The sequence below is a fragment of the Paraburkholderia sp. RCC_158 genome, assembly GCF_041355255.1.
Taxonomy (GTDB): Bacteria; Pseudomonadota; Gammaproteobacteria; order Burkholderiales; family Burkholderiaceae; genus Paraburkholderia; species Paraburkholderia graminis.
In genome coordinates, this window is sequence record NZ_JBFUPM010000001.1 from 529149 (window position 1) to 553781 (window position 24633).

Here is a 24633-nt window from a genome sequence, read left to right on the forward strand (position 1 = left end):
ACGCAGGCTTTAACTGCCGATAGAAACGTACAGAAGCACCATCGGTGCCTTCGATGCGCCCGGCGTCGGCGCACGCAGCGGCACGCCATACGTGCAACGAAAATCGACGAAGCGCGACCATTGAAAACGCACGCCTGCGCCGACGCTAACGAGCGACCCATGAGCGGGTTCCGCGAGTTGATCGTCGCGGTTCCACACATGGCCCGCGTCGACGAACACAAACGGTTGCGCGGCCGCACCGCTCCCGCCGAACTGCAACGCGGGCGCACGCAATTCCGTCTGCACGTTCCAGCCGCGATCGCCTAGCACGACGTACGGCTCGTAGCCTCGCACGCTGGTCTCGCCGCCGAGGCCCATTTCCTCGCTCGGTAGCAGCGTATTCGGCGTCCACTGGAACGCGCCCCGCCCGGTCAACGTAAAGCCGCCCAGCGCAATCGCGCGTTGTGCTGCGAGTTGCAGATACGCATAGCGAGCGGTCGCGCCTTGCCGCGCGGCGGCGAACGCGGCGTCGTTGTTAGAGCCGTCCAGTCCGCCAGGACTTCCCACGAGTGTCGCCGATAGATGCCCGACGCCCGCGTCGCCCGGCTGACTGACATCGTAGGTAAGCAGAAACTGATGGATGTGTGTGTTCGAGTTGAACACCTGAAAGCCGCCGAATTCCAGATTGTTGTTGCTGCGCTTGAAGTCATAGCCGAACTGAACGAGCTGCGCGGTATTCGTCGTGGTCGGCAGACGCCAGTCGTAGCGGACGCTCATCTGCGCGGAAATGCCCGTTTGCCCGTAACTGTCCGGCAGACGCGGCGTGCTCTGCGCATAGACGCCGAACAGTTCGATGCTGTCGTGCCACGGCAGCGGCGCAATGTAGTTCAGCGCGTGAGCCATGAAGCGCGCGCGGTTCGGGCGTCCTTCAATGTCCGGGTTGCCGCTGAAGAAATCGTTGCTCGCCGTGAATTGATACGCGACATGCTGATCGAGCCCAAACAGATTGCCGTAGTCGATGCCGGCAAAAAAGCGGTCGCGGCCGAGATCGCGCACGCCCGCGTTGTCGTAGCCGGCGCTCATGCGAAGCGGCAGACGGTCGTCGGTCTGCAGGATGACGTCGGTTGAATTCGCCGCTTCGCCTGGCGCAAAGACCGCATCCACGCGTCGATAAGGATTGGCGTTGAGTACCGCGAGACCGAGCGAAACGTCCGACTGCAGAATCGGTGCCCCCGCTTCGAGCGGCATTTCGCGTTTGAGCAGATCGTCGGAGAAATAGCGATTGCCATTCGTGCGCACCTGTCCCAGGCGAAACTCGGCGACTGCAATATGCACGACGCCGGAACTCACGTCCTGCTCGGGCACGTACACATCCACGAGCGGTTTGCCGGCGGCGCGATAACGCTCTACCACGGCACGGCGCATGTCGGCAAGACGTCCGAACGTGAGAGGCTTGTCGAGATCGCCGTCGAACGAATGAAGAAAAGCCGCGTCGAGCAGGGGCAAATCTTCGGCGGCAATGCGGGGCTGCGTTGTGGCGGCAGGAGCGCTCGCGCCGGCCGGTTGGAACACCAGTCCCTCGAGTCGGGGCACTGCGATCTGCGCGGCATTCTCTTCCGATGGCGCGGAAGGTTGCGACGGCGCAGTGCGCGGAGTGGGCGGCGTCGGCTGCGGCGCAAGGTCTCGCCATGCCTGCGCGAGCACGGCGGAAGAGTGAAGCGCCGCTGTTACGCAACACGCAATGCAACACGCCAGCAGCGAGCAGCGCATGCTGCCGACGCGCGCCAGCGCATCCGTCGATGAAATACGCCGCTTAACGCGCAAGCTGCGAGCGCAACACGGAATGCGGCGCATTGAACGGCATCGGGCGCACGCCGTCGGCGCGGCTTGCATACGATGTCGGCGAAATACTGTTCATCACGTCTCCTGTCCCGCGCAAGGCGCGCCGCATGCTAATAAGTGGATTGTGCTCTCGCGAGGCGGCCCGATTGTGCGCACGCCCGTATTATTGCAGCGGCTTTCAGGCGCACAATGGGGCACGGATCGCGCGATCTCGACCTATTGCGCCTAAAGGTCTGCGGAATTGGCCAGGGCATAAGCAGCGGCGCGCTGCAATGGGGCGCGAGCCCAGGCTTTCCCCAATAGCAGCGAGGCGCCGCGCACAGGACGATGGATTGTCACTTCGCTCACGCAGCGCAGTGCTTCAATCCACTTGCGGTGCAGGCAAACGTTCTATCGAAGCAGTAAAACGGTGCGATTGATAACGCAATGAGCAACAACGATATTGCCGATCAGGTTCCGGCTCTTGTCTGGACCGCGGACGCGCGCGGAATTGTCACCTATACCAACATCGCTTGCCGCAACTACCTTGGCAATCCCTTCGCGCCGAACACCACGCTGCATTGGGACCAGTTCGTTCTCGAATGCGACGTGAAGAAAGTGCTCGACGCCTGGCGCAGCGCGCTCACCGCCGGCGAAAGCGCGAAGGTCAACGCGCGCCTGCAGCGCTTCGACGGCAAGTACCGTTGGCACAAGCTGCGCCTTCAGCCGATTTTCGACGACGCGCGCGTCGTCACCGGCGCATGCGGCATCGCGATGGACATCGACGACTTCGTGAAGGCCGGCGAGGCTTACGAAATCGGCGAACGGCGTCTGCGCTTCGCGCTCGACGCGGCGCGCGTCGGCGCGTGGGAATGGGACATGGGCAGCCGCACGGCGCGCATCAGCGCCCAGCTCGCGCACATCTACGGGCTCGAGCAGCAGCAGGCGGAAGTGCCGTTGCAATGGCTCTTCGACAGAATCCCCGAAAGCCACCGCGCGTGGTTCGCGCGCGAGTTGACGGGGCGCCTGCACGAATGTGTGCCGTTCGAACTCGATTTCCCGATCGAACTCGAGGACGGACGCCGTTTGTGGCTGCGCACGCGCGGCGAAACGGACTGCGGTAGCGGCTCGGAAATCGAGCGCGTATTCGGCGTGACCTTCGACATCACCGAGCAGCACGACGCGCAAACCGAACGCGAACGCAGCGAGCAGCGCTATCGCGCGCTCGTCGAAGCGAGTTCGGAACTGACGTGGATTGCGGACGCGGCGGGCCGTAACCATCAGCTCGGCAACTGGCACTCGTTCGCTCCGCAAGAGGGCTTAAGCACAGGCTGCGAATGGCTCGATCTCGTTCATCCCGACGATCAGGACAGCGCGCGCGACAAGTGGTTGGGCATCGTCAAGGCCGAGCGGCCAGGCTCGATGACGTTCCGCTTGCGTCGGCGCGACGGCAGTTGGCGGACCATGTCCGCGCGTGCCGCGCCATTGCGCGACGACGACGGCACACTGCGCGAATGGTTTTGCATGGCAACCGACGTGACCGACGAGCGCGCGGCCGCGGCCGCACTCGAGGAGCGCAACCTGCGTCTTCAGGTCGCGATGCGCGCCGCGAAGATGATTATCGGGTATCTGTCGCTGGATTCGTGGACGGTCTGCTGGGACACCGTCGACGCAATGCCCCGCGTGCTGGCCGGACCGATTGCGCTGTCGTATGACGCGGCGCTGCATCGCGTGCACGCTGAAGACCGCGCCGCGGTGGATGCTGCGATGCGCCGCGTCGCGCTCACCGGCGAATTCGACGAGCCGCTCGAGTTCCGCATCGCGATGAACGGCCAGGAATGCTGGCTGCAAAGCCAGGCCGTGTTGCAACGCGACGCCGACGGTCGGCCGTGGCGCGTCATTGCGAGCGCGGTGGACATCACGCAGCGCAAGACGCTGGAACTTGCGCTGCGCGAAACGGATCGCCGCAAGGACGAATTCCTCGCGATGCTCGCGCACGAACTGCGCAATCCGCTCGCGCCGATGCGCAACGCGATTGCATTGCTGCGCCGGCAGAAAGACGCCGGCATGAAGCCCGGCGAACTGGTCGGCATGCTCGGCCGGCAGGTCGATCACATGGCGCAACTCGTCGACGACCTGCTCGAAGTGTCGCGCATCACGCACGGACGCATCGTGCTTCGACGCGAGCCGCTCCTGCTCGGCACCGCGGTTTATGGCGCACTGGAAACCGTCTCGTCGATGGCGGCCTCGCGCGGCCAGCACCTCACCGTGCGCTTGCCGCCCACGCCCGTGTGGCTGCATGCAGACCCGCTGCGTCTGTCGCAGATTCTCGTCAACGTATTGAACAACGCGTGCAAGTACACCGACCACGGCGGTAGCGTGTGCGTGACCGCGCTCGCCGACGAGCGCTTCGCGACCGTCACGATCGAGGACAACGGCAGCGGCATTTCGCCCGATCTGCTGCCGCACATCTTCGATCTTTTCGCGCAAGGCGAGCGCACGCTCGACCGCGCGCATGGCGGTCTCGGCATCGGCTTGTCGCTGGTGAAAAAGCTGGTCGAGCTGCACGGCGGCACAATCGAGATCGCTAGCCCCGGCCCTGGCCGCGGCGCGACGGTGTCGATCAGACTGCCGCTTTCGCATGCGCCGGAAACGGCCGCGCCGTCGCACGACGAACCGTCGGCGAGCGGTGCCTCGCATGCCGAGCGCGCTTCGCTGCATGTGCTGATCGTCGACGACAACAAGGACGCCGCCGACTCGCTCGCCCTGCTTTGCGAGAGCGAGGGCTATCACGTCGACGTCGCGTATGGCGCGCAGGATGCGCTCGCGAAAGCCGAGGCCGAGCCGGTGGATGCCGCGCTGCTCGACATCGGTCTGCCGGACACGGACGGCTACGAACTCGCGAGGCTGATTCGCCAGAAAGGCGAGACGCGGCCCGTGCTGATCGCGGTGACGGGTTACGGCCAGGCCGACGATCATCTGCGTGTGCAGGCGGCCGGCTTCGACCATCATCTCGTCAAGCCGGTCGACATCGAGTACCTGATGTCGCTGCTCGCGGAACTCTCGCCCGCCGCGGCGTCGCCGCATGCGGAGTGAGGCATCGAACGCAGCATTAAGCCGGGAGCGGTGCATCGAGCCTACCCGCGCCGCCCCCACGCTCACATCACTTGCGTCCCTGAACCGTGATCGACACATACCGGTCCGGTTGCAGGCACGCGATCAGCGCGCGGCCCTCGCGGTCCGCGCAGTTCGTTCGCGGCTGGCTCGCGCCGACGCCCTTCGCCTGAATGATGCTGCCGTCCAGTCCGTGAGCGATCAGATAGTCGCGCACGGTGTTGGCCCGCGCGAGCGACAACGGTCCGTTGAGCGATTCGGGACCGAGCCTGTCGGTGTGGCCGACGACCTCGATCGCGCTCACCTGCTCGTGCTTGCGGATGCGCGCGGTGATCTCGTCGAGTTGCGCTTTCGCAGACGGCAGCATCGTGTCAGCCGCTGACTTGCCGAACGGGAACAACGCATCGCTTTCCAGTGCAAAACTCTCGAGCGTGGGCGCTTGCGCAGCGACGGCGCCCGTGTCGGCCGCCGCATTGTTGCCCGCTTCCTGGCCGCATTTGAACAGCAGAATGCGCGGGTCGCTGCGGTTGTCGTCGGCGGCGCGCACGCGGTCTATTTTGTCGATCGGCTGCACGCCCTTGTCGCCGCAAATGCGTTTCGCAACGTCCATGCAGGTCGACGCGCTTTCGAACAATCCGTGGCACTCGGCGCGGTAGGTGCGCGCGCCGTTGTTCGAGTCGACGGAATAGGCGTTGAAGGTCGGGCCGCTCGCCGCCGTGCATCCGGTTATGACGAGCACGGCGCTATTGAAAAGGCTTGCAAAAAAGAGTCGGTTCATCTGGTACTCCATAAACTGTGTGTGGCGAAGAATGCGTGGCGCGCGGCTGCGGCCCCGCGTTCACGACTTACCATTGCATGGCCGCGCCGACGCCGACCGTCGTGCCGCCGGGGCTCATGCCGACGCCGGCTTTCATCTTCACGTTCTCGGTGAGACGCGCCGTGCCGCCGATCGCCACCGCCTGATAGCCGCGGAAGCCCGCCGTGCCGATGCCGAGCGACAACGTCTTGTCCTTGTCCACTTCCGGAATCATCGTGAGCGCGGTCGCCGCCGCGATGCCCGAATACGCATTGCGCGCCGTCGAATTGATGCCGTTCTGCAGTTCGTTCATGCGAGCATCGGTGTAGGCGTTCGCCTGCGAAAGCGTGGCGTTCAACTGCTGGACGTTGACGGCATCCGTCGGCGCGGTGCCGGCTGCCACGTTGATGACCTGCCGGTTCGTGCCCGAGGAGCCCACTGCCACGACATTCGAGCGGCCGCCGTCGTTACTGTCGGAGCCGAGCGCCGTCGAACCTGCTCCCGTCGATGTCGCTCCGGCGCCCACCGCAGTCGAACCGCTGGCCGATGCGGTCGAACCGTTGCCCACCGCCGAGCTGTTCGTGCCGGACGCCACCGCGCCCTGCCCGCCCGCCGACGAGTTCGTGCCCGAAGGAGCCGGAGGCGTGGGCGTGCCGGGCGACGACGAGAAGCTGCCGCCGTTGTTGGTCGTCTGCTGGCTGATGAGTGTGGTCAAGCGGCTTGCCACTGCATCGAGTTGCGAGACGTTGACGGCGTCGGTGCCGGCCTTGCCCGCCGCAAGGCCGGTGATCTGCCGGTTGCCGATGTTCACTTCACCCGCCGACGACTGCGGCGTGCTCAAGCCATACGCGATGTAATTGCTGACCGCGCCGACCGTCGTCACCGATCCGGCTCCAAGCGCGACGCTGTTCGCAAACGATGCGCTGGAGCCTGAGCCGAGCGCGAGCGCGTCGATTGCGGTGCTGTGCGCGCCTGAGCCGATTGCAATCGATCCGGCGTTGGCCGCGCTAGCGTTCGCGCCTTGAGCAATCGACTGTGCGCCGCTTGCAACCGAGCCGCTGCCGACCGCAATCGCATCCGCCTGCGCCGAGTTCGCGGCCTGGCCGATTGCGACGCCGCCAGGCGCCGTCGCGTCGACGATTGCGCCATTGCCGACGCCCACGCCGTTGTCGCCGTTGACCACAGTGGTCGGCCCGACAGCGATCGACTCCGCACCGACCGCAAGTGAATCCGCCGCCGTGGAATTCGCGTGGAAGTACAACTGGCCCGTCACGGCAAACGACGACAACGCGCCGGCCAACTGCCGGATCGTGACGGCGTCGTGTGCCTGCGTGCCATCCGCGACGTTCGTCAATTGACGATACGTGTTGCCGCTCGCGCTACCGAACGACACCGCGCCGAGCAAGGTCTGGTCGGCCGTGTTGAACGGAATCGCGTGCGTGCCGTTTGCAATCGAGCCGACGCCCGACAGCACCGCGCGATCGGACACCGAACCCGAGCCCATCGCGACACCGCCCACCACCGACGCACTCGACAAAGTGCCGAGCGCAACCGCGTTATCCGCCACCGCCGAAGCGCCATTGCCGCCCGCGAAGCTGCTCGCGCCGCTCGCCGCTGCAGCTACGCCCGCCGCCAATGCGTTGAGACCGGTCGCGCCGTCGTTGTTGTAGTTGGCGCCTTGCGTGCCGCCGTCGTTGACGCTGTAGTAGTGCTTCGCGTTGGCCGTCACGACGCTGGCGAGGTTGTCGACTGCCTGATCGGTTGCGTAGAGCTGCGAGCCGTTCACTGCATCCGTGCTGCCCGAACTGAGCGTGCCCGCGGCCACGTTCTGGATCTGCCGCTCGGCACCTGGCGCGCCCACGCTCACCACGCTCGTCGGGTTCGTGCCGGCAAAGCTGTACACGGTGCCGCCGATGGTCGCGCTCGCGGTCGGCGTCGCGGTGCCGGTCCGCGAACCCGAACCGAGCGCCACGTCGTTCGCGTTGCTCGCCGTCGCGCCCTGGCCGAGCGCCGTGCTGCCCGCGCCCGCCGCGACCGTTCCGACGCCCGCCGCCAACGCGTTGACGCCCGTCGCGCCGTCGTTGTTGTAGTTGCCGCCCTGGGTGCCGCCGTCGTTGACGTCGAAGTAATGCGTCTTGTCGGCGGCGACGGTGGTGGCCAGCGCGTCGATCGCCTGATTGCTCTGATACAACTGCGAGCCGTTGACCGCGTCCGTGCTCGTCCCGTCGAGACGTCCCGCTGCGACGTTCTGGATCTGCCGCTCGGCGCCCGCCGCACCGACGCTCACGACGCTCGTCGGATTCGTGCCCGCGAAGCCATAGACCGTGCCGTTGATGGTCGTGCTCGACGTCGGCGTTGCCGTGCCGGTCTGCGAGCCGGAGCCGAGCGCGACGCTGTTCGCCGATGTCGCGTTCGCGCCGGCGCCGAGCGCGAGGGCATCGATTGCAGTGCTTTGCGCGCCTGAACCGATTGCGATGGACCCGGCATTGGCGGCGCTTGCGTTCGCGCCTTGAGCAATCGACTGCGCGCCGCTCGCGACTGAGCCGCTGCCGACCGCGATCGCATCAGCCTGTGCCGAGTTAGCGGCCTGGCCGATTGCGACGCCGCCTGGTGCAGTCGCGTCGACGATTGCGCCGTTGCCGACGCCCACTCCGTTGTCGCCGTTGACCACGGTCGTCGGTCCGACAGCAATCGACTCCGCACCGACCGCGAGCGAATCCGCTGCCGCCGAATTCGCGTGAAAGTACAACTGCCCCGTCACGGCAAACGATGACAGCGCACCCGCCAACTGCCGGATCGTGACGGCGTCGTGCGCCTGCGTGCCGTCCGCGACATTCGTCAACTGACGATATGTGTTGGCGCTCGCGCTGCCGAACGACACTGCGCCGAGCAAGGTCTGGTCCGCTGTGTTGAACGGAATCGAATGGCTGCCGTTTGCAATCGAGCCGACGCCCGACAGCACCGCGCGATCGGAGACCGAACCCGAGCCAATGGCGACGCCGCCCACCACCGACGCACTCGACAAAGCGCCCAACGCAACAGCATTGTCCGCGACCGCGGAAGCGCCGTTGCCGCCCGCGAAGCTGCTCGCGCCGCTTGCCGCTGCCGCGACGCCCGCCGCCAGCGAGTTCAGTCCGGTCGCGCCGTTGTTGTTGTAGTTGGCGCCTTGCGTGCCGCCGTCGTTGACGCTGTAGTAATGCGTCTTGTCGGCGGCCACGGTTGTCGCGAGACTGTCGACCGCCTGGTTGGTCTGGTAGAGCTGCGAGCCGTTCACCGCATCCGTGCTGCTCGCGCTCAGCGTGCCCGCCGCCACGTTCTGGATCTGCCGCTCGGCGCCCAATGCGCCCACGCTCACCACGCTCGTCGGATTCGTGCCGGCAAAGCTGTACACCGTGCCGCCGATGGTCGCGCTCGCGGTCGGCGTCGCGGTGCCGGTCTGCGAACCGGAGCCGAGCGCCACGTCATTTGCATTCGTCGCGACCGCGTTCGGGCCTATCGCGACGCTGTCGGTGCCGAGCGCCTGGCTGTCCGGCGCCGTCGAGTTCGCGTGGAAGTACTTGATGCCCGGCGCGCTGCCGCCGCCGGTGATCGCGGTGATGAGGTTCTGTACCGACGAATAAGTGTTGCCGCCGTAGCTGAGGTTGGTGGTCAGCGCGCCGGTCGTGCTGTTGTACGTGGTGCCGCCGCCGAGGCTCGACGCCACGGTGTTGCCGAGGTTCGTCACCTGGCCGCCGATTGTGTCGATGGCGGCATCGGCGGCGAAAAGCTGCGAGCCGTTCACCGCGTCCGTGCTCGACGCGTTCACGCGTCCGGCCGCGACGTTGGTGAGCTGACGCGGCGCCGCCGCGGTTCCGACGCTGACCACGCCGGCCGGTGCGCCGCCCGCATAAATAACGGTCGCGCCGTTGATGACGCCGCTGCCGGTCGGCACCGCGGCCGACGTGACCGACGATCCCTGCCCGAGCGCCACGTTCGAACCGGTCACACCGCTCGCGATGCTCGCGCCCTGGCCCAACACGGTGGAGTTCGCGACGCCGTTGTCGGTGGACTGATTGCCGACCACGAGCGACGCGGCGCCGCTCGCCGTCGCGCCGAAGCCGCCGGCCGCCGCATTCGCGCCGGACGATACCGGCTGCGTCGACGTGACCGAGTTGTTGGACACGAACGGGCCGACCGTGCCGCTCGTCAGACTGTCGACTGCCTGGTTGGTCGCATACAGTTCGCTGCCGTTCACGGCGTCGGTGCTGGTTGCAGTCACGCGGCCCGCGGCGAGATTCGTGAGCGTCCGCTCGTTGCCGACCGAACCGATGCTCACGGTGCTGCCTGGCGTCGTGCCTTGCACGCCATGCGTGACGCCGCCCACCGTGACAGTGGCGGTGTTGACGGCGGCGCCCGTGACGCTGCCGGCGCCGAGCGCCACGGCGTTTGCATTGGCCGCCGTCGCGTTTGCGCCCAACGCAATCGCGCCGCCCAGGTTCGCCACGGCGGAGTCGCCGAATGCGAGTGCGCTCGCGCCGGTCGCGTTGCTGGCGTTGCCGAGTGCGACGGCGCCCTGGCCGCTTGCGGTGTTGCCGTTGCCTTGCGCTACCGCGCCGTTGCCGGTGGCCGTGTTGTTCGCGCCCACCGCGATTGCGCCGTTGCCGTTCGCGCTATTGGGATCGCCGATCGCAACGGCGCCGTTGCCGCTGACGGTCTGCGCCTGACCCAGCGCGACCGCGCCCGTTCCGCCCAGCACGCGCGAGTTCTGGCCGCCGGCGATCGAACCGGCGCCGGCCGCCGCCGCGACGATGTTGCTGTCGCCGATGGCCACCGTCGACGCGGCCAGTGCTTGCGATGTAACGCCGATGGCCGTCGCATTGCCGCTGCTTGCGACCGTCTGCTTGCCCAACGCGACGGCGCCGGCTCCCGACGCCGTTGCATTCGTGCCCAACGCAATGGCATTCGCATTCGTGCCCGTCACTGCCGAGTCGCCAAGCGCAATCGACGACGAACCCGCAGCGCTCGCGCCGGAACCGAGAGCAACCGCGCGAATGCCGGATGCCGCGGCGCCTCCGACTGCGGCCGGCGAAGATGAACCGCCTTCCGCGACAGAGTCCGATGAGCCCAGCGCTATCGAATTAGCTCCGGTGGCCTGCGAGCCGTTCATCATGGCGAGCGAGTTGAGCCCCGAGGCGGCGGCTCCCGCGCCCAATGCGACTGCGTTCTGTGCGGTGGCTCTGGACACGGTGCCCGCAGCCAGCGAAGAGAGGCCCGATGCGACGACATCCGTACCAAGAGCAACGGCGCCGTCCGCCGTTGCGCCGGTGCCCGCGACGGTACGCGCGCCCAGATAGACGGCGTTCAAACCACTGGCAATGGACTGAAAGCCGACGGCTACGCCATGCGTGCCCGAACCATTGGCGACGTACCCAATCGCGACCGATGCGGCTCCGCTGCCCACCGCATGAAAGCCGAAGGCGTTCGCGTAGTCGCCGGTGGCAACAACGTCAGTGCCGATCGCGTTGGACGATAGTCCGCTCGATCCGGTGCCGGCAGCGGTTCGCGATCCCAGATAGACCGCGTTGACACCGGTAGCGGAAGCTCCGGAACCGACCGCTACACCATTGGTTGATGAACCGACGGCTCCGCTGCCCACCGCAACCACGCCCGACGCCGCGGCGCTTGCGTTCGCGCCGACTGCAACGCCGTTGTCTCCGGCGGCTTTCGCCAAGGCGCCGACGGCAGTCGACACATTGCCGCTAGCGAGGGCCTGGACGCCAATACCGATACCGGCTGAGCCACTCGCGGTGACGTCCGTACCAATGCCAATCGCCGACTGCGCAGTTGCGCCCGTACCTGCCGCAGTGCGAGCGCCGAGGTAAATGGCATTAGTAGCCGCGGCAATGGCTTGATAGCCGACTGCCAGGCCATTGAGTCCCGTACTGCTGGAGGCATAACCTACCGCCGTCGCCCCGCCCGCAGTGGCCGAGGACTGAACGCCCATGCACGACGCGCTGCCGCTGAAAGAGTTGTACGGCGGTGCGGCGCAGTTCACCTGGGCCTGCGCTTGCGCGCCCCATCCGCCCACGCCCATTGCCACCAGCACGGTCAGCACGCGTGGATTGGCGTTGCGCTGCGGAGCGACGCGGCCTTCGCCGGGTTCACCGTTGCGCGCATCGCATACCAAGGCCGCCGCCCCTGACTTGCCCTTGCCGCGCGACGCGTCCAGTTCCGACGCCGCGACGAAAGCGCCCAGCGCCTTGTTCCAGATTGTCCGATATGCCTTGTTCATGTCGTTGTCTCGCCGAATAATTGAAATGCGGAGTTCTTAAGCACGAGCGTGCGCTCGCCTCCCGCTTACTTAGGATGACTATTTACTGCGTTTAAAACATCGCTCAGCGGCGAACAGCTTTAGCGTTGATCTTTCGACGACGAATCTTCGGTGCAGGCGCAAAACATCGCCACACTATCAATTCGCATAGCTAAAGGAAAACGCGCGCGTCAACCGGACATTCCCGGTTTCCGACGACTAACCACTGAGACGATTGATGGATTGCCGCGTTATGAAGGTCCGAACGGACACGGCACGGAGACACGAGCAGCGATTGAGCGGCGGAACGCCAATTGCCGGCCTTGATATTGTTCTTTCGCCGGGCGTGCGCCCGACTTTTTTGCGCCTGGAATACTCATAGCTGCCAGCCCCCTGGATATGCGTCACTTCGTTTCGCCGGCGCCTGAATGGCGAGTCGCCTCATGCCGTGCACAAGCGCCGTTTATTCAAATGATTGAGCACTATCTAAGACGATGACCGACCTATTCGCTTTGGATGCCGCGTCTCGCCCGGGGTATCGTGTAACAAAAAGAAAGTTCTGTGCTCAAGGGAACTTTCTCATAAGACTTTTCATTTGTCCACGTAAAGTCTTTAACTATTTTTAGGTATTGCAAGATTTAACAATTGAAAGAAGCCGCCCCTATTAAGGCTGAGCGCGAGGTTGCCTGGCAGTTGCCCGGAAACTGAGCAGCATGCCGTGATACGGCCATCAGCGGGGAATGAGCGGTAGCGGCGACGCCGTGTTCCTCTGGAATGTCATTCAAACGACTGAGCGAATATTCCTTACAAAATCGTTTCGTGCCCATACGCATTTTTTATGTATTTCTCGTTAAATCGATCCGGCCGGCCAATACTTTTTTGCTCGGATTCTGTGCAAATTCCGACATCGCTTTGCGGTCGCCATAACGCACTGCGATGCCCGCGTATTGCCGGGCATCGCAGTGGTTTCAGAACAGGCTCATGAGAGCATGTGATTACCAGCGATAGCCGACGCCCGCGCCTGCACCTACTGCGCCGTGGCCCGAAACGCCGGTACTCACCGAACCTTTGACCATCCACTTTTGCGTCGCGACCGACACGCCGAGTGCCATCGCCGACTGGCCGCTGTAATTGCCGGCTGCGAGCGAGACGACTTTCTCGCCAGGCAATACGGCTTGCGGCAAGTTCGCCATCGCGATTGCCGATGCCGAGCCCGCGTTTGCGTCGCGACGATACCTCTGCATGTCATCGCGAACGCTGTTGATGGCGCCATTCAATTGACGCACATTCACAGCGTCGGTCGGAGCCGTACCGTCTGCAACGTTGGTGATCTGACGTTCAGCACCCGGCGCACCGACCGAAACCGTGTTGTCCCGGGTTGCAACTGAATTTGCACCCAAGGCAACCGAATTGTTAGCGGTAGCCTGGCTGTTGGCGCCGATTGCAGTGGAGTCGGTGCCCGTGACTTTCGAGTTCGTGCCGATGGCGGTGGCACGCGCCGCCGTGACAGTCGAGTTAGTGCCGATTGCCGTGCCGTCCTGACCCGAGACAGTCGAACCGTTGCCCACCGCCGTTCCGTTCTCTGCCGATACCAGCGAGTTCCTGCCTACTGCGGTGGCGGAACTGTCGATAGCGGTGCCATTCGAACCGGTAGTCGAGATGGTGTTGACCGTGGTCGTGAGCGACGTCAGGTTAGTCGACAGCGCGGAAACCTGCGATGCGATCGAGAAAAGCTGCGAGCCGTTGACGGCGTCGGTGCTGGTTGCGCTGATCTGGCCGGCCGCGACGTTTTGCAACTGATGTTCCTGACCGACCGCGCCGATACTCACGACACCCGTCGGCGTCGCGCCCGCGAAGCCACCGAACGTGACTCCGTTCAGCGTGACGCTGCTCACGTTCGTAGCCGCGCGCGTGACAGCACCGGAACCGAGCGCCGTCGATTCGTTGGTCGAAGCGACGGCTGCGTTACCGATGGCGATGGAATTGTTGCCCGTCGCTTGCGTGAGCGTGCCCAGCGCAACCGCGTTGGCCGATGCGGCGTTCGCGCGAAGACCAATCGCTACGCCACCGGCGACGGACGCGTTGGCGCCGTTGCCGCCTGCGAAGGAACCATTTCCAACCGCTGCTGCGCCGTTACCAATCGCGACAGCCTCTCCGTTCGTTGCAGATGCGGCAGGGCCAATTGCGATCGGCGACGCCGGCGTCGTCGAGGTCGCCACAGCATTGGAGCCGATTGCGATTGCAACACTGCCCGCTCCGCCATTAGCGACTGCGGCAAGACCTTGTGCGATCGCACCAGCGCCAGTCGCAACGCTCCCAGTACCTAACGCGATGTTGTTTGTTCCACTGGCCGTTGCCTGAGCACCAATTGCAGCATTGCCGTTACCGATAGCGTTGGCAGAAGCGCCGAATGCGACAGCATCTATGCCGCTTGCCACAGAGTTCGCGCCCACAGCGGTTGCGTTGAAGCCGTTCGCCGTGACCGTATCGCCCAAGGCCGTTGCCGCACCGCCTTGTGCCGACACATTGATGCCGACAGCCGTATTCTGGCTCGTACCGTCCGCACCGGCGACTGCGGGAAATACGCCGCCCGTGCTCGCGACAGGCGCCGTGGCCCCACCGACGGTTGCAGTCTGACCAGCGTTTTCACCGCCGACAGCGAGGTTATCTGCATAGGCCTGCGTCGCCGGCAGCAGCATTAGCGCCGTGAGTACTGCGAGTGACAGCTTAGACTTCAGCGGAGTACCCGCCACTTCATATCGGCTCTTGTTCATTGCGTTTCCCGTTCTGACTTCTCTAGTAGACGAAAGGGTTTCTCTTGCTCTCCGCGCCGCATATCGCAGGAATCAAAGCCGTTTCTCACCGACAGTTGCGCGAGTAAGCACTAGAAACACCGTGTAAGGACTCGCGGAATTATGGGTAGCGCTATCGGCGCATCTGTTTGCCCGAGCGGCGAATTGCTTTGCTGGAGAGAAAATTCTTTCTTTATCCGCCAGGCATCTTGTCGACTGTCGCCAGGTCGTGCGATTTGTTGCCGAAGCGAATGGGCGTCGCCGGCAACGAAGCCTCCAACGCAACTTAATTTGAACTGAAACATGTATCTGATATTCTTCGCCGCTCGCTCGGCCTATTGATGGAGAGCCATCAACGCCGACCGGCGTATCCCGTCGCCGATAAACCTCCGAGAACGTCACCCGCAAGGTGTGTCCGCTTACACGATGCCGCTTCTCAACACCGCCCTGGCAGGCGCTCATCTTCTCGTTGTCGACGATCAGCCCGACCAGTTGCGATTGTTAATTGATCTTCTGCGCAATGCCGGATGCCGGATCAGCGTTGGATTTGACGGATCGCAGGCCTATCAGCGGGCACTCGCCATTTCGCCCGATCTGATCCTGATGGATGTGCGGATGCCGCGCATGGACGGATTCGCTGCTTGCCGGCTTCTCGCCGCGGACCCCCGCACGTGTGGGATTCCCGTCATCTTTCTTACTGCGGCGAGCGATCTCAACGAACGTATCAATGGCCTGGAGATTGGTGGCGTCGACTATGTACTCAAGCCATTCGATGCGGCGGAAGTGCTTGCACGCATTCGCGTGCACCTCGTCCGTGCAAAAAGTACTCAGCGTGATGAACAGGATGTGTCCGCAGCAGACACGACGGGCAATGGCGTACTCGTTCGCGCCGCCATTCAGCACTTGTCCCAAAGATTGAACGATCCGCCAACGGTCGAGCAGCTCGCGCGCCTCGTGGGAACAAATGAAAAGCGACTGTCGCGCGCGTTTCGGGAGAACCTTGGGCAAACGGTATTCGAGTACCTTCGCGAAGAACGCTTGCGGATTGCGCAAACGCTATTGAGCAGTACGCCGTTGAGTATCGCGAGCATCGCCGAGGAAATTGGTTTTTCCAGTGCAGCCAATTTCGCCACGGCATTTCGCGAGCGATTCCATGTGACTCCATCGACGTATCGCGACGAGCGCCGCGGCAACGCAGAGGCTAGCCAGAACGAGCCTGCCGTCGATGCGGATTAATTCCATCATGCCGGGAGCCATCTGGCAGCGCATCGCGTTCTTGTGTTTTATCTGCTGGAGCACTCATTTATTCGCTTCAACGTCCAACACTACCAGCGCTAACGAGTCGCCACTGCCCGCTCTTGGCCAGATACAGGTCTTTGAAGATGTCTCGGGCACGATGACGCTCACCGATATCAATGCCCTTTACGCAGAAAGTCCACTCAGCTTCGCCACTGCACAGCAGAAGAGATTAAAGCCGGGTTTCACGCACTCGGCCTGGTGGCTGCGCGTCGAGTTGAGCAATCATGCCGCAACAAACCTCGCACTAGTTCTCGCGCTTCTTGACGCGCGTCTAGAGCATGTCGACTTCTATACCAGCCGTACCCATGTGGCGTCCCAGCCTGTTTCATCACGCTATCCGCTGATGGAGTTCTCGCTCGCGCCCGGCGAACGCTTGCCGGTTTTCATCCGCGTAGCAAGCGATACCGCGCTTACGCTCGAACCGGCGCTGTATTCGTCGGCGGCATTCGATGCATTGGAAAAGCGCGCCGCGCTCTGGAATGGCGGATTGATCGGCGGAACTCTCGCACTCGCATGGTGTGCGCTGCTTATCGCCTATTTTTCGCGCAGCGGCCCGTTTCTCGTGTTGGCGGCTCTCTGCTTGATGACAGCGCTATTCGAAGCTGCGGAGCGCGGGTACACGAGAGTCTATCTATGGCCGCAGGCGATCGAGTGGAGTTCGAGAAGCGTCACGGTATTCGGATGCACTGCGGTGCTGCTGTTCATCGCATTCATCTTGCGCATTGCACGCGACGAGAAGGCGCGTCTGCCCTGGCGCTACGTGCTGTATGTATTCGCGTCGCTCGAATGCATTGGGGCGGCGGGCGCCGCATTCGGCAATCTGTTCGTCTTCGCGCAAGTCGGCCTGTACGTCAACGCAGTATTCGGTTTCGTCACAGTGGGGATGGCTGCAAGTCTCGCCCGTCAATCGACTCCGACCGCGCGGATCATGCTGCTCACTGTCATCTTCTCGCTGCTCAACTCTGCGTTGCGCGTACTCGAAACATTGGGATCGTTGCCGCCGGCTCTTGCATGGTTAAAGTCGGATATTCATCCGAACCCGGCGGTCGCGATCATTGGATTAGCGACGCATCTAATCGTGCTTGCGGCATGGGTCAATCACGTCGGCAAACAACGAAGGGCGGCGAGAACCGAACTCGCGGACTGGCAGAGAACCGAACACGACCGCCTGCGCGAGCAAGTCGCGCGACGCACACTGGAATTAAATGAAGCACTGCGTTACGCCGAAGAGAAGAACCGGCAAAAGATCGAAACGCTCGGCTATGTCAGTCACGATCTCCGCGCGCCATTGGCGACCATTTCCAGTTACGCCAGCCTTCTGCTGAATAGAGCCGATTCGAAGCAAGCCACGCTGATACAGGCTATCGAGCGCAGTGTGAACTATCAACTGGCCTTGATCGACGAGCTAATTGGATACACGAAGGCAGAGTTGCAACCGCTGGATATCGCACCGACCGCGACCGACCTGCCCGCACTTCTCGACGACATCGCCGAATACGCGGTCGCACTCTGTGCGCAACTGAATAACCAGTTCCACTATCAGGCGTTGACATCGCTACCGCGTCAATTGACGATAGACGGTCGCCGATTACAGCAGGTACTGCTGAATCTATTGTCCAATGCGTCGAAGTTCACACGCGACGGCACCGCCATGATGACAGTGCGGGCGCGCCGCCATGAACAGCATTGGCACATGGGCTTTGAAGTCGCGGATACGGGCATTGGCATCGCCATCGAAGAACAGTCGAAACTGTTTACCGCCTTTAGACAGATACAGTCGGTGAACGGCAGTACCGGACTCGGCCTTTTCATCGCCCAGCGTATTGTCAACACAATGGGCGGTGAGTTGCGCGTTTCGAGCGCGCTGCAGCAAGGCACTTCGTTTTCATTCGAGCTCATTGTTCCTTTTGCAAAAGATCTCGATGCTTCGCAGTTGAGCGTCGTACCGTACACCTCCATCGGCTCAGCGCCTGCTCGTCCGCAACCTAAGCGGTGGCTTGCCTCGGCTATTCCCCCGCGCAGCGATCGCCGGGATCTGGCAGTACTTGCAAAAGACGGGCGCCTCACCGATATCGAGCAATGGATTGAAACCATGCTCGCGATTCATCCCTCGTGTACCGCGTTTCTGACCGAAGTTCGCCATTGCGTCGAGGCATTGGACTTTCCGGGCGCCGAAGCGCTTGCACTCGCGCCGTATGAACCAGAGAACATCTCGTGAAAGTGCGCAAATGGCCAGGCCCCGCAGGCCGCCAACAATAAAACAGGAGCAGTACCGAATGATGTGGGCTATGCGCACCGGACGACGCACGATCATGGTCGCGGTGAAGGGTTTCGTTCTCGCAACGACTGTCGGCCACGCGCACGCACAGCCGACGCAACCCGTCGACGACGCGAACGTGACGGACGCCATGCCTCTCAACGCGTTGCCGGCGATCACCGTGAAGGATGTGCGAGAGGAATCGTCGGTCGGACTCGTCGGCAAGCGCACAACGACGGGCACAAAAACCGATACGCCAATCAACGAGATTCCTCAAACCGTCAACATCGTCACCGCGCAGCAGATGGAGATGACCGGCGCGACCGACATCAATCAGGCGCTGCGCTACGTACCTGGTTTTTCATCGTTCGGATCGGACGGCCGCACCGACTGGTATGCGGCATTGCGCGGCTTTACGCCGACGCTATTCGTCGATGGGTTGCAAACGCCTAATACCGCAACACTCGCGAACTGGCGTGTCGATCCTTATATGATCGAGAGCCTCACCGTGCTGCGCGGGCCGACGTCGGTGGTATATGGAGCCGGCGACCCCGGCGCTATCGTCGATGCACAGACGCGGCAGGCTGACGGCGAGCGCATCCGCGAAATCGGCGTGCAGATCGGCAACTATGCACGCAAGCAGACGATGATCGACGTCGGCGATACGCTCGACGCCGACGGCAAATACGCGTATCGCTTTCTCGGCGTTGCACGCGACGGCAATGCGCTGACCGGCCCGAACGCGGACCAGCGCGTCGCGCTTGCACCATCGTTTCGCTGGCGGCCAGACTCGAAGACATCGCTCACAGTCACTGCAACCTACCTGCAAGATCGCGGCGATATTTCATATAACTTCCTGCCCGCGCAAGGCACGGTACTGCCGAACCCGAACGGCCCGTTGTCTCAGGACATTTATATGGGCGATCCGGCATTCAACCACTATCAGAAGAAGCAGGAATCGCTCGGCTATCAGTTCTCGCACGAGCTCGATCCGATCTGGACGTTGCGCCAGAACGTGCGCTGGATGCACTTGTCGGGTGACGATGGATCTGTTTTTGGCAACGGTCTCGCGCCTCACAGCACGACCACCATGACGCGTTATGCAGGCTTGTTCCAGATGAACTACAGCCGCCTGGACGTCGACAACAATGCGCAAGCGCGCTTCGCGACAGGACCGCTTGAGCACACGCTGCTACTCGGCTTCCAGTACAACAGGCAGACGACGACCGAAAGCGTGTGGCTCGCACTCGCACCCTATCTCAATCTCTACAAGCCGGCCTATACGCCGGTCACGACCGCGATCTTTTCGGGTCCGACGTCGCTCGGCCACACCGATGCGCACACAACGGCGAGTACATTGGCCACCTATGCGCAGGATCAGATCAAGGCCCGCCGATGGACCCTGACGCTCGGCGGCCGCGAAGACTGGGTCGATATGCGCCAGGACGACCGCGACAACAACTCGCAGATCAAACAGAATGTCAGCGCCTTCTCGGGTCGGGTCGGTCTCACCTACGAGGGCGACTATGGACTGTCGCCCTACGCAAGTTATTCGACATCGTTTAATCCGGTCATTGGCGTGAGGATGAACGGCGATGGCTTGCCCAAGCCGACGCGCGGCCGGCAGATCGAGGCGGGTCTGCGCTGGCGACCCGCAGGCAAAAACGTGACGTTAAGCGCAGCCGTCTATCAGATCAATCAAAGCAATGTCGTCACGCCGGCGCCGATCAATCTCGATCCGACCGGGACTTCGTTCGTGCAGACCGGCGAGGTCCGTTCGCGTGGCATCGAGTTGAACGCCGTCGGACAGATAACGCGGGAACTGTCGATGATTGCGTCGTATGTCTATCAGGACGTGAAGAACATCAAGGCCAACGATGCGTCGTTAAACAAGTGGCCCGTGGACATTCCACGTCCACGGCAAATGGCGTCGCTATGGACGGACTGGACATGGCATACGGGCGCGCTCGCGGGTTTCGGCATCGGCGCCGGAGTCCGCTATCAAAGCGCGCTGGCGGGCGCACCGGACAACTCGCTGACGATTGCAAGCTATACGCTTTACGACGCCGCATTGCACTACGACACTCGCGACTGGCGGCTCGCTTTGAATGTGGCGAACGTATTCGACCGCCGCTATGTGAGCGGTTGCCAGTCGTATGCAGTGTGCGTGTTCGGCAACGAGCGGACCGTGCTGGCCAGTGCGAAATACAACTGGTGATGGCGATGTGAACGATTGCAGGCTCCGAACGCTATGCCTGCAAACGTCCTCACACCGTAACAACAATCTTCCCGAACTGCTGGTTCGACTCGAGATAACGATGAGCGTCGACGATCTGCTCGAGCGGGAAGACCTTGTCGATCACCGGCTTCAGCACGCCCGACGAAAGGCCATCGAGAACGAAGCGCTTTGCCCTTTCCAGACGCGCCGGATCGCTCACGATCAGCTTGTACTGGTAGCCATACACGGTCAGCATCTTGCCGAGGATCGCGAACAGCGGGAACGGCGTCGGTTCTGGACTCAGCGCGCCATAAGCGAACACGATGCCGCGCTCGCACAGCGCATCGGCCACTTTCTCGAACTCCGGCCCGAGCACCGGATCGAACGCGACGCGCGCGCCCGCGCCGCCGGTGATCTCGTTGACGCGCGCGACCAGATCTTCCTGCTGCGTGACGATCACGTGGTCGGCGCCCGCTTCCAGCAGCGCGTTTTTCTTCGCGTCGGTGCGGGTCGTCGCAATCGCAATGGCGCCCACGCTCTTTGCCACCTGAATCGCCGCAAGCCCCACGCTGCTCGACGACGCCGTGATGATGACCGCCTCGCCTGGGCGCAGTTGCGCGATGTCGACCAGTGCGCCCCACGCCGTTACATACTGCATCCACACCGCGGCGGCCTCGGTGAATCCTAGCGACGGTGGATTCTTCACCGCATGCGCCGCCGGAAAATTGCCGGTATCGCCATACGCGCCCCATCGCGTGATCGACATGGGCGGAATGATGGCGACCGCGTCGCCGACGGCGACGTTGGTCACGGACGAACCGACGGCGCTGACGACGCCGGACGCCTCATAACCGAGCCGCGCGGGAAACACGGGGGACTCCACATAGAACCCGGAGCGGAACATGGACTCCGCTCTGTTCACGCCCAGCGCACGAATCTGCAACTGGATCTCGTCCGCGGCGGGCGGCGGCACTTCGACGTTATCGATCCGCAGCACTTCGGGACCGCCATTTTCATGAAAACGTACGACACGCGGCATGTTCGCTCTCCAACGAGTAAGTGACGAACTCACTATAATTTGAGCCGGCCGCACGATAAATGGCGCGTTCGCTCTGACTATCGAACCTAACTGTTTCTAATCATGGATCGTCTCACCAGCATGGCGGTCTTCGTCAAAGCGGCGGAAACGGGCTCGTTCGCCGCGGCCGGCGCGGCGCTCGGCATGACATCGCAGGCCGTCGGCAAGCATGTGCGGCTGCTCGAGGAGCGCTATCGCATGCAACTCATCAATCGTACGACGCGCCGCCAAAGCCTCACCGAAGCCGGGCGCGCGTTTTACGAGCGCAGCAAGTCCGTGCTCGCCGAGATGGAAGCGGCGGAGGCGCTGGCCGCGAACCTTCAGGCCGCGCCGCGCGGCAAGCTGCGCATCAATGCACCGGTGAGCTTCGGCGCGCACAGCCTCGTACCGACGCTCGCGCAATACATGCGGCAACATCCCGAAGTGAGCGTGGACCTGACGCTGAGCGACCGGCTGATCGACGTAATCGACGAAGGCTATGACGCCGTCGTACGCATCGCGCCGATCGCCGATTCGAGGCTGATTGCGCGGCCGATCGGTCCTTATCGACTGACGATCTGCGCGTCGCCCGCGTATCTGGCTGAGCGCGGCACGCCTCTACGCCCCGAAGATCTGACGCAGCATGAGTGCCCCGGATTCTCTTACTGGGGCCGCGGGCCGTTACGTGAATGGCACCTGGTCGGGCCCGACGGCCGGCATGTGGTGCCGGTCAGCAGCCGCTTCTCGATCAACAACGGCCAGGCGCTGCGCAATGCCGCGGTCGAAGGCGCGGGCATCATCCTGCAACCGTGCGACATGCTGCGCGACGATCTCGCTGCCGGGCGCCTCGTGCGCGTGCTGCCGGACTACGAACCGCCGCCGCTGCCGATCCATCTACTATTCGCACCCGACCGCCGGCCCACGCCGAAGCTGCGCAGCTTTATCGACTTCGTCGTGGCGCGCTTCGGCGAGGGATAGATCGGTCGACGGAAATAGCGGCCGCCCTATTTCTTTCCGTCGATGACCGCCACCACTTCCTCGCGCGTGTACTCCTTGTTCGCGAGCGCGCCAGGCGGCGTCTTCGCCAGCACGGCGTCGAGTTCGTCAGGCTTCACTTCGAGCACCGGCATGCGAATGTCATGCGGCACTTTCTTGCCCGCGAGAATCTGCTGCGTCACCCAGAATGCGAACGACGACGCGCCGGGCGGAATGGTCACCGACATCGTTTCGTAGCCGCTCTTTTTCTGATCGGCCCACCACGCGAGTTCTTCCTGGCGGTTGCCAAGAATGATGATCGGCGTCGGCCGTCCGGCCGCCTTGATCGCCTGCGCCGCGCCGAAACCGTCGCCGCCTTGCGTGAGCACGCCGTCGATCTTCGGCAAGGTCGGCAACACACCCGCAACCTGCTTTTGGGCGACCGTCTGCGTCCAGTCGCCATGCACCGAACCGACCACCTTCAGGCCCGGATACTTCTTCAGTTCGTCGACCATGCCCTGATGAATCTCGTCGTCGACGGAGACACCCGCGAGCCCGCGAATCTCGAGCAGGTTGCCCTTGCCGTTCAGACGCTTCGCCAGATAGTCGACCTGCATGCGGCCCATGCCCTGAAAATCGACGGCGATGCGATAGGCGCACGGCTCGGTCGCGATGCCGTCGAACGAGACGACCGTCACGCCCGCGCCGCACGCCTGCTTGATGACGCCGTTGAGCGCCGTGGGCGACACGGAATCGACCGCAATCGCCTTGAAGCCCTGGAGTATCAGGTTCTGGATCTGCTGGACCTGTTCGGTCGCCTGGCTTTCCGCCGTGGTGAAACTCGGCGCGGCCGCGACGATCTTCTGCTTGACCGCCGGGTCCGCGATGTTGGACCAGCTCTTGAGCATCTGCTGACGCCAGCTATTGCCCGCGTAATTATTCGACAGCGCAATTTTCATCGACGAGGTATCGCCCGTCGCGACCTGCGCCGATGCGCCCGCGGATGCAGCCACGCATATCGCGGCCATGCACAGCGAGAGAGCCAGTTTTTTTATCTGCACGTCTTGTCTCCTGTCGAGGTATTTGAAATATTCGGGCGCTTCAGCGGCCCGCGCCGCGCACGCCCACATGAAGCGAATAGATGGAAGCCGTCGCGGCGATGAACAGGCGATTGCGGTTCAGTCCGCCGAAGGTCAGATTGGCCACGACTTCGGGTATCAGGATCTTGCCGAGCAGCGCGCCATTGGGCGCGTAGCAATGCACGCCGTCTTCGGCGCTGGTCCAGACGTTGCCGTGCTCGTCGATGCGCATGCCGTCTGGAACGCCACTTTGCATCTCCGCAAAAACACGCCCGTTGCGCAGACCGCCTTCGCTCGTCACGTCGAATACGCGGATATGGCGCGGCGCGTTGTCGTCGTGCGAAGCAGCGGAATCGGCGATATAAAGTTTGCTCTCGTCCGGCGAGAACGCGAGACCGTTCGGCTTCGCGAACTCGTCGCAGACCAGTTCCACCTGCGCGCTGCCGGCGCCGATGCGATAGACGTTGCAGCGGCCGATCTCGCTGTCGGCGCGATAACCTTCGTAGTCGCTCAGAATGCCGTAGTCGGGATCGGTGAACCAGATGTCGCCTTTGGAATCCACGACCACATCGTTCGGAGAATTGAGGCGCTTGCCTTCGAAGTGCGACGCCAGCACGGTCACGCTGCCGTCGTGTTCGGTGCGCGTCACGCGTCGCGTGCCGTGCTCGCAGGTCACGAGCCGTCCCTCGCGGTCACGCGTGTTGCCATTGCTGTAGTTGGACGGCGCGCGATAAACGCCTACGCCCATGCTGGGCGCCCAACGCATCATGCGGTTGTTCGGTATGTCGCTCCAGATAAGCAGGTCTGTCGCCGGGAAATAGACCGGACCTTCGGCCCACAGGCATTCGTTCGTGAGACGCGTCAGAAAGGCGTTGGGCTGAAGCAGCAGCCTGAAACGCGGGTCATGTACTTCGAAGTCGGTGCTTTTCATGTCTCCTTGCCCTTCTCTATTTGCTA

Annotated in this window: 12 protein-coding genes; 5 read left to right on the plus strand and 7 right to left on the minus strand. The window is 63.2% G+C overall.

Annotated features, from left to right (window positions below; genetic code table 11):
- Window positions 1-9: 9 nt before the first annotated feature.
- Entirely contained in the window at window positions 10-1749 is a 1740-nt protein-coding gene (locus tag AB6809_RS02375; protein WP_029966898.1) for a ShlB/FhaC/HecB family hemolysin secretion/activation protein, read from the minus strand.
- 498 nt (window positions 1750-2247) lie between these two features.
- On the opposite strand from AB6809_RS02375, the gene AB6809_RS02380 reads away from it, so the two are divergent.
- Entirely contained in the window at window positions 2248-4896 is a 2649-nt protein-coding gene (locus AB6809_RS02380) for a PAS domain-containing protein (RefSeq protein ID WP_006049683.1), read from the plus strand.
- 67 nt (window positions 4897-4963) lie between these two features.
- Here the strand turns inward: AB6809_RS02380 and AB6809_RS02385 are convergent, their stop codons facing one another.
- The 3 genes from AB6809_RS02385 to AB6809_RS02395 all read right to left on the minus strand — a co-directional run bounded on the left by AB6809_RS02385 (window position 4964) and on the right by AB6809_RS02395 (window position 14773).
- Entirely contained in the window at window positions 4964-5692 is a 729-nt protein-coding gene (locus AB6809_RS02385) for an OmpA family protein (RefSeq protein WP_035569661.1), read from the minus strand.
- Window positions 5693-5759: 67 nt separating this feature from the next.
- Window positions 5760-11981, minus strand: a complete 6222-nt coding sequence (locus AB6809_RS02390; protein ID WP_029966900.1) for an ESPR-type extended signal peptide-containing protein — start codon at window positions 11979-11981, stop codon at window positions 5760-5762.
- 1013 nt (window positions 11982-12994) lie between these two features.
- Window positions 12995-14773 carry a YadA family autotransporter adhesin gene (locus AB6809_RS02395; protein WP_307260157.1) on the minus strand — a complete coding sequence of 593 codons (1779 nt, stop codon included), beginning with the start codon at window positions 14771-14773 and terminating at the stop codon, window positions 12995-12997.
- Between the two features lie 444 nt (window positions 14774-15217).
- On the opposite strand from AB6809_RS02395, the gene AB6809_RS02400 reads away from it, so the two are divergent.
- Genes AB6809_RS02400 through AB6809_RS02410 form a run of 3 tightly spaced genes read left to right on the plus strand, consistent with a single transcriptional unit; the run spans window position 15218 to window position 20565 of the window.
- On the plus strand, window positions 15218-16027 hold the full coding sequence (locus AB6809_RS02400; RefSeq protein WP_029966903.1) for a response regulator: 810 nt from the start codon (window positions 15218-15220) through the stop codon (window positions 16025-16027).
- 7 nt (window positions 16028-16034) lie between these two features.
- The gene (locus AB6809_RS02405; RefSeq protein ID WP_371026036.1) at window positions 16035-18308 is read left to right on the plus strand and encodes a sensor histidine kinase; all 2274 of its coding nucleotides are present in this window, start codon (window positions 16035-16037) and stop codon (window positions 18306-18308) included.
- A 58-nt stretch (window positions 18309-18366) separates the two neighbouring features.
- On the plus strand, window positions 18367-20565 hold the full coding sequence (locus AB6809_RS02410) for a TonB-dependent siderophore receptor (RefSeq protein ID WP_029966905.1): 2199 nt from the start codon (window positions 18367-18369) through the stop codon (window positions 20563-20565).
- Window positions 20566-20614: 49 nt separating this feature from the next.
- Here AB6809_RS02410 and AB6809_RS02415 read toward each other — a convergent pair whose 3' ends face one another.
- Entirely contained in the window at window positions 20615-21604 is a 990-nt protein-coding gene (locus AB6809_RS02415) for a zinc-dependent alcohol dehydrogenase family protein (protein WP_029966906.1), read from the minus strand.
- Window positions 21605-21706: 102 nt separating this feature from the next.
- Here AB6809_RS02415 and AB6809_RS02420 point away from each other — a divergent pair, with 102 nt between their 5' ends.
- Entirely contained in the window at window positions 21707-22600 is an 894-nt protein-coding gene (locus AB6809_RS02420; RefSeq protein ID WP_053859929.1) for a LysR family transcriptional regulator, read from the plus strand.
- Window positions 22601-22626: 26 nt separating this feature from the next.
- On the opposite strand, the gene AB6809_RS02425 is transcribed toward AB6809_RS02420, so the two are convergent.
- Window positions 22627-23625: an ABC transporter substrate-binding protein gene (locus AB6809_RS02425; RefSeq protein WP_216649191.1), complete on the minus strand. Its 999-nt coding sequence runs from the start codon at window positions 23623-23625 to the stop codon at window positions 22627-22629.
- 73 nt (window positions 23626-23698) lie between these two features.
- Window positions 23699-24607, minus strand: coding sequence for an SMP-30/gluconolactonase/LRE family protein (locus AB6809_RS02430; protein WP_029966909.1), 909 nt, complete (start codon window positions 24605-24607; stop codon window positions 23699-23701).
- Window positions 24608-24633 lie beyond the last annotated feature (26 nt).

Coding starts and splice junctions, on each gene's coding strand:
- AB6809_RS02375 (WP_029966898.1), bottom strand. CDS start 1,749: ATGCGCTGCTCGCTGCTGGCGTGTTGCATTGCGTGTTGCGTAACAGCG.
- AB6809_RS02380 (WP_006049683.1), top strand. CDS start 2,248: ATGAGCAACAACGATATTGCCGATCAGGTTCCGGCTCTTGTCTGGACC.
- AB6809_RS02385 (WP_035569661.1), bottom strand. CDS start 5,692: ATGAACCGACTCTTTTTTGCAAGCCTTTTCAATAGCGCCGTGCTCGTC.
- AB6809_RS02390 (WP_029966900.1), bottom strand. CDS start 11,981: ATGAACAAGGCATATCGGACAATCTGGAACAAGGCGCTGGGCGCTTTC.
- AB6809_RS02395 (WP_307260157.1), bottom strand. CDS start 14,773: ATGAACAAGAGCCGATATGAAGTGGCGGGTACTCCGCTGAAGTCTAAG.
- AB6809_RS02400 (WP_029966903.1), top strand. CDS start 15,218: ATGCCGCTTCTCAACACCGCCCTGGCAGGCGCTCATCTTCTCGTTGTC.
- AB6809_RS02405 (WP_371026036.1), top strand. CDS start 16,035: ATGCCGGGAGCCATCTGGCAGCGCATCGCGTTCTTGTGTTTTATCTGC.
- AB6809_RS02410 (WP_029966905.1), top strand. CDS start 18,367: ATGATGTGGGCTATGCGCACCGGACGACGCACGATCATGGTCGCGGTG.
- AB6809_RS02415 (WP_029966906.1), bottom strand. CDS start 21,604: ATGCCGCGTGTCGTACGTTTTCATGAAAATGGCGGTCCCGAAGTGCTG.
- AB6809_RS02420 (WP_053859929.1), top strand. CDS start 21,707: ATGGATCGTCTCACCAGCATGGCGGTCTTCGTCAAAGCGGCGGAAACG.
- AB6809_RS02425 (WP_216649191.1), bottom strand. CDS start 23,625: ATGGCCGCGATATGCGTGGCTGCATCCGCGGGCGCATCGGCGCAGGTC.
- AB6809_RS02430 (WP_029966909.1), bottom strand. CDS start 24,607: ATGAAAAGCACCGACTTCGAAGTACATGACCCGCGTTTCAGGCTGCTG.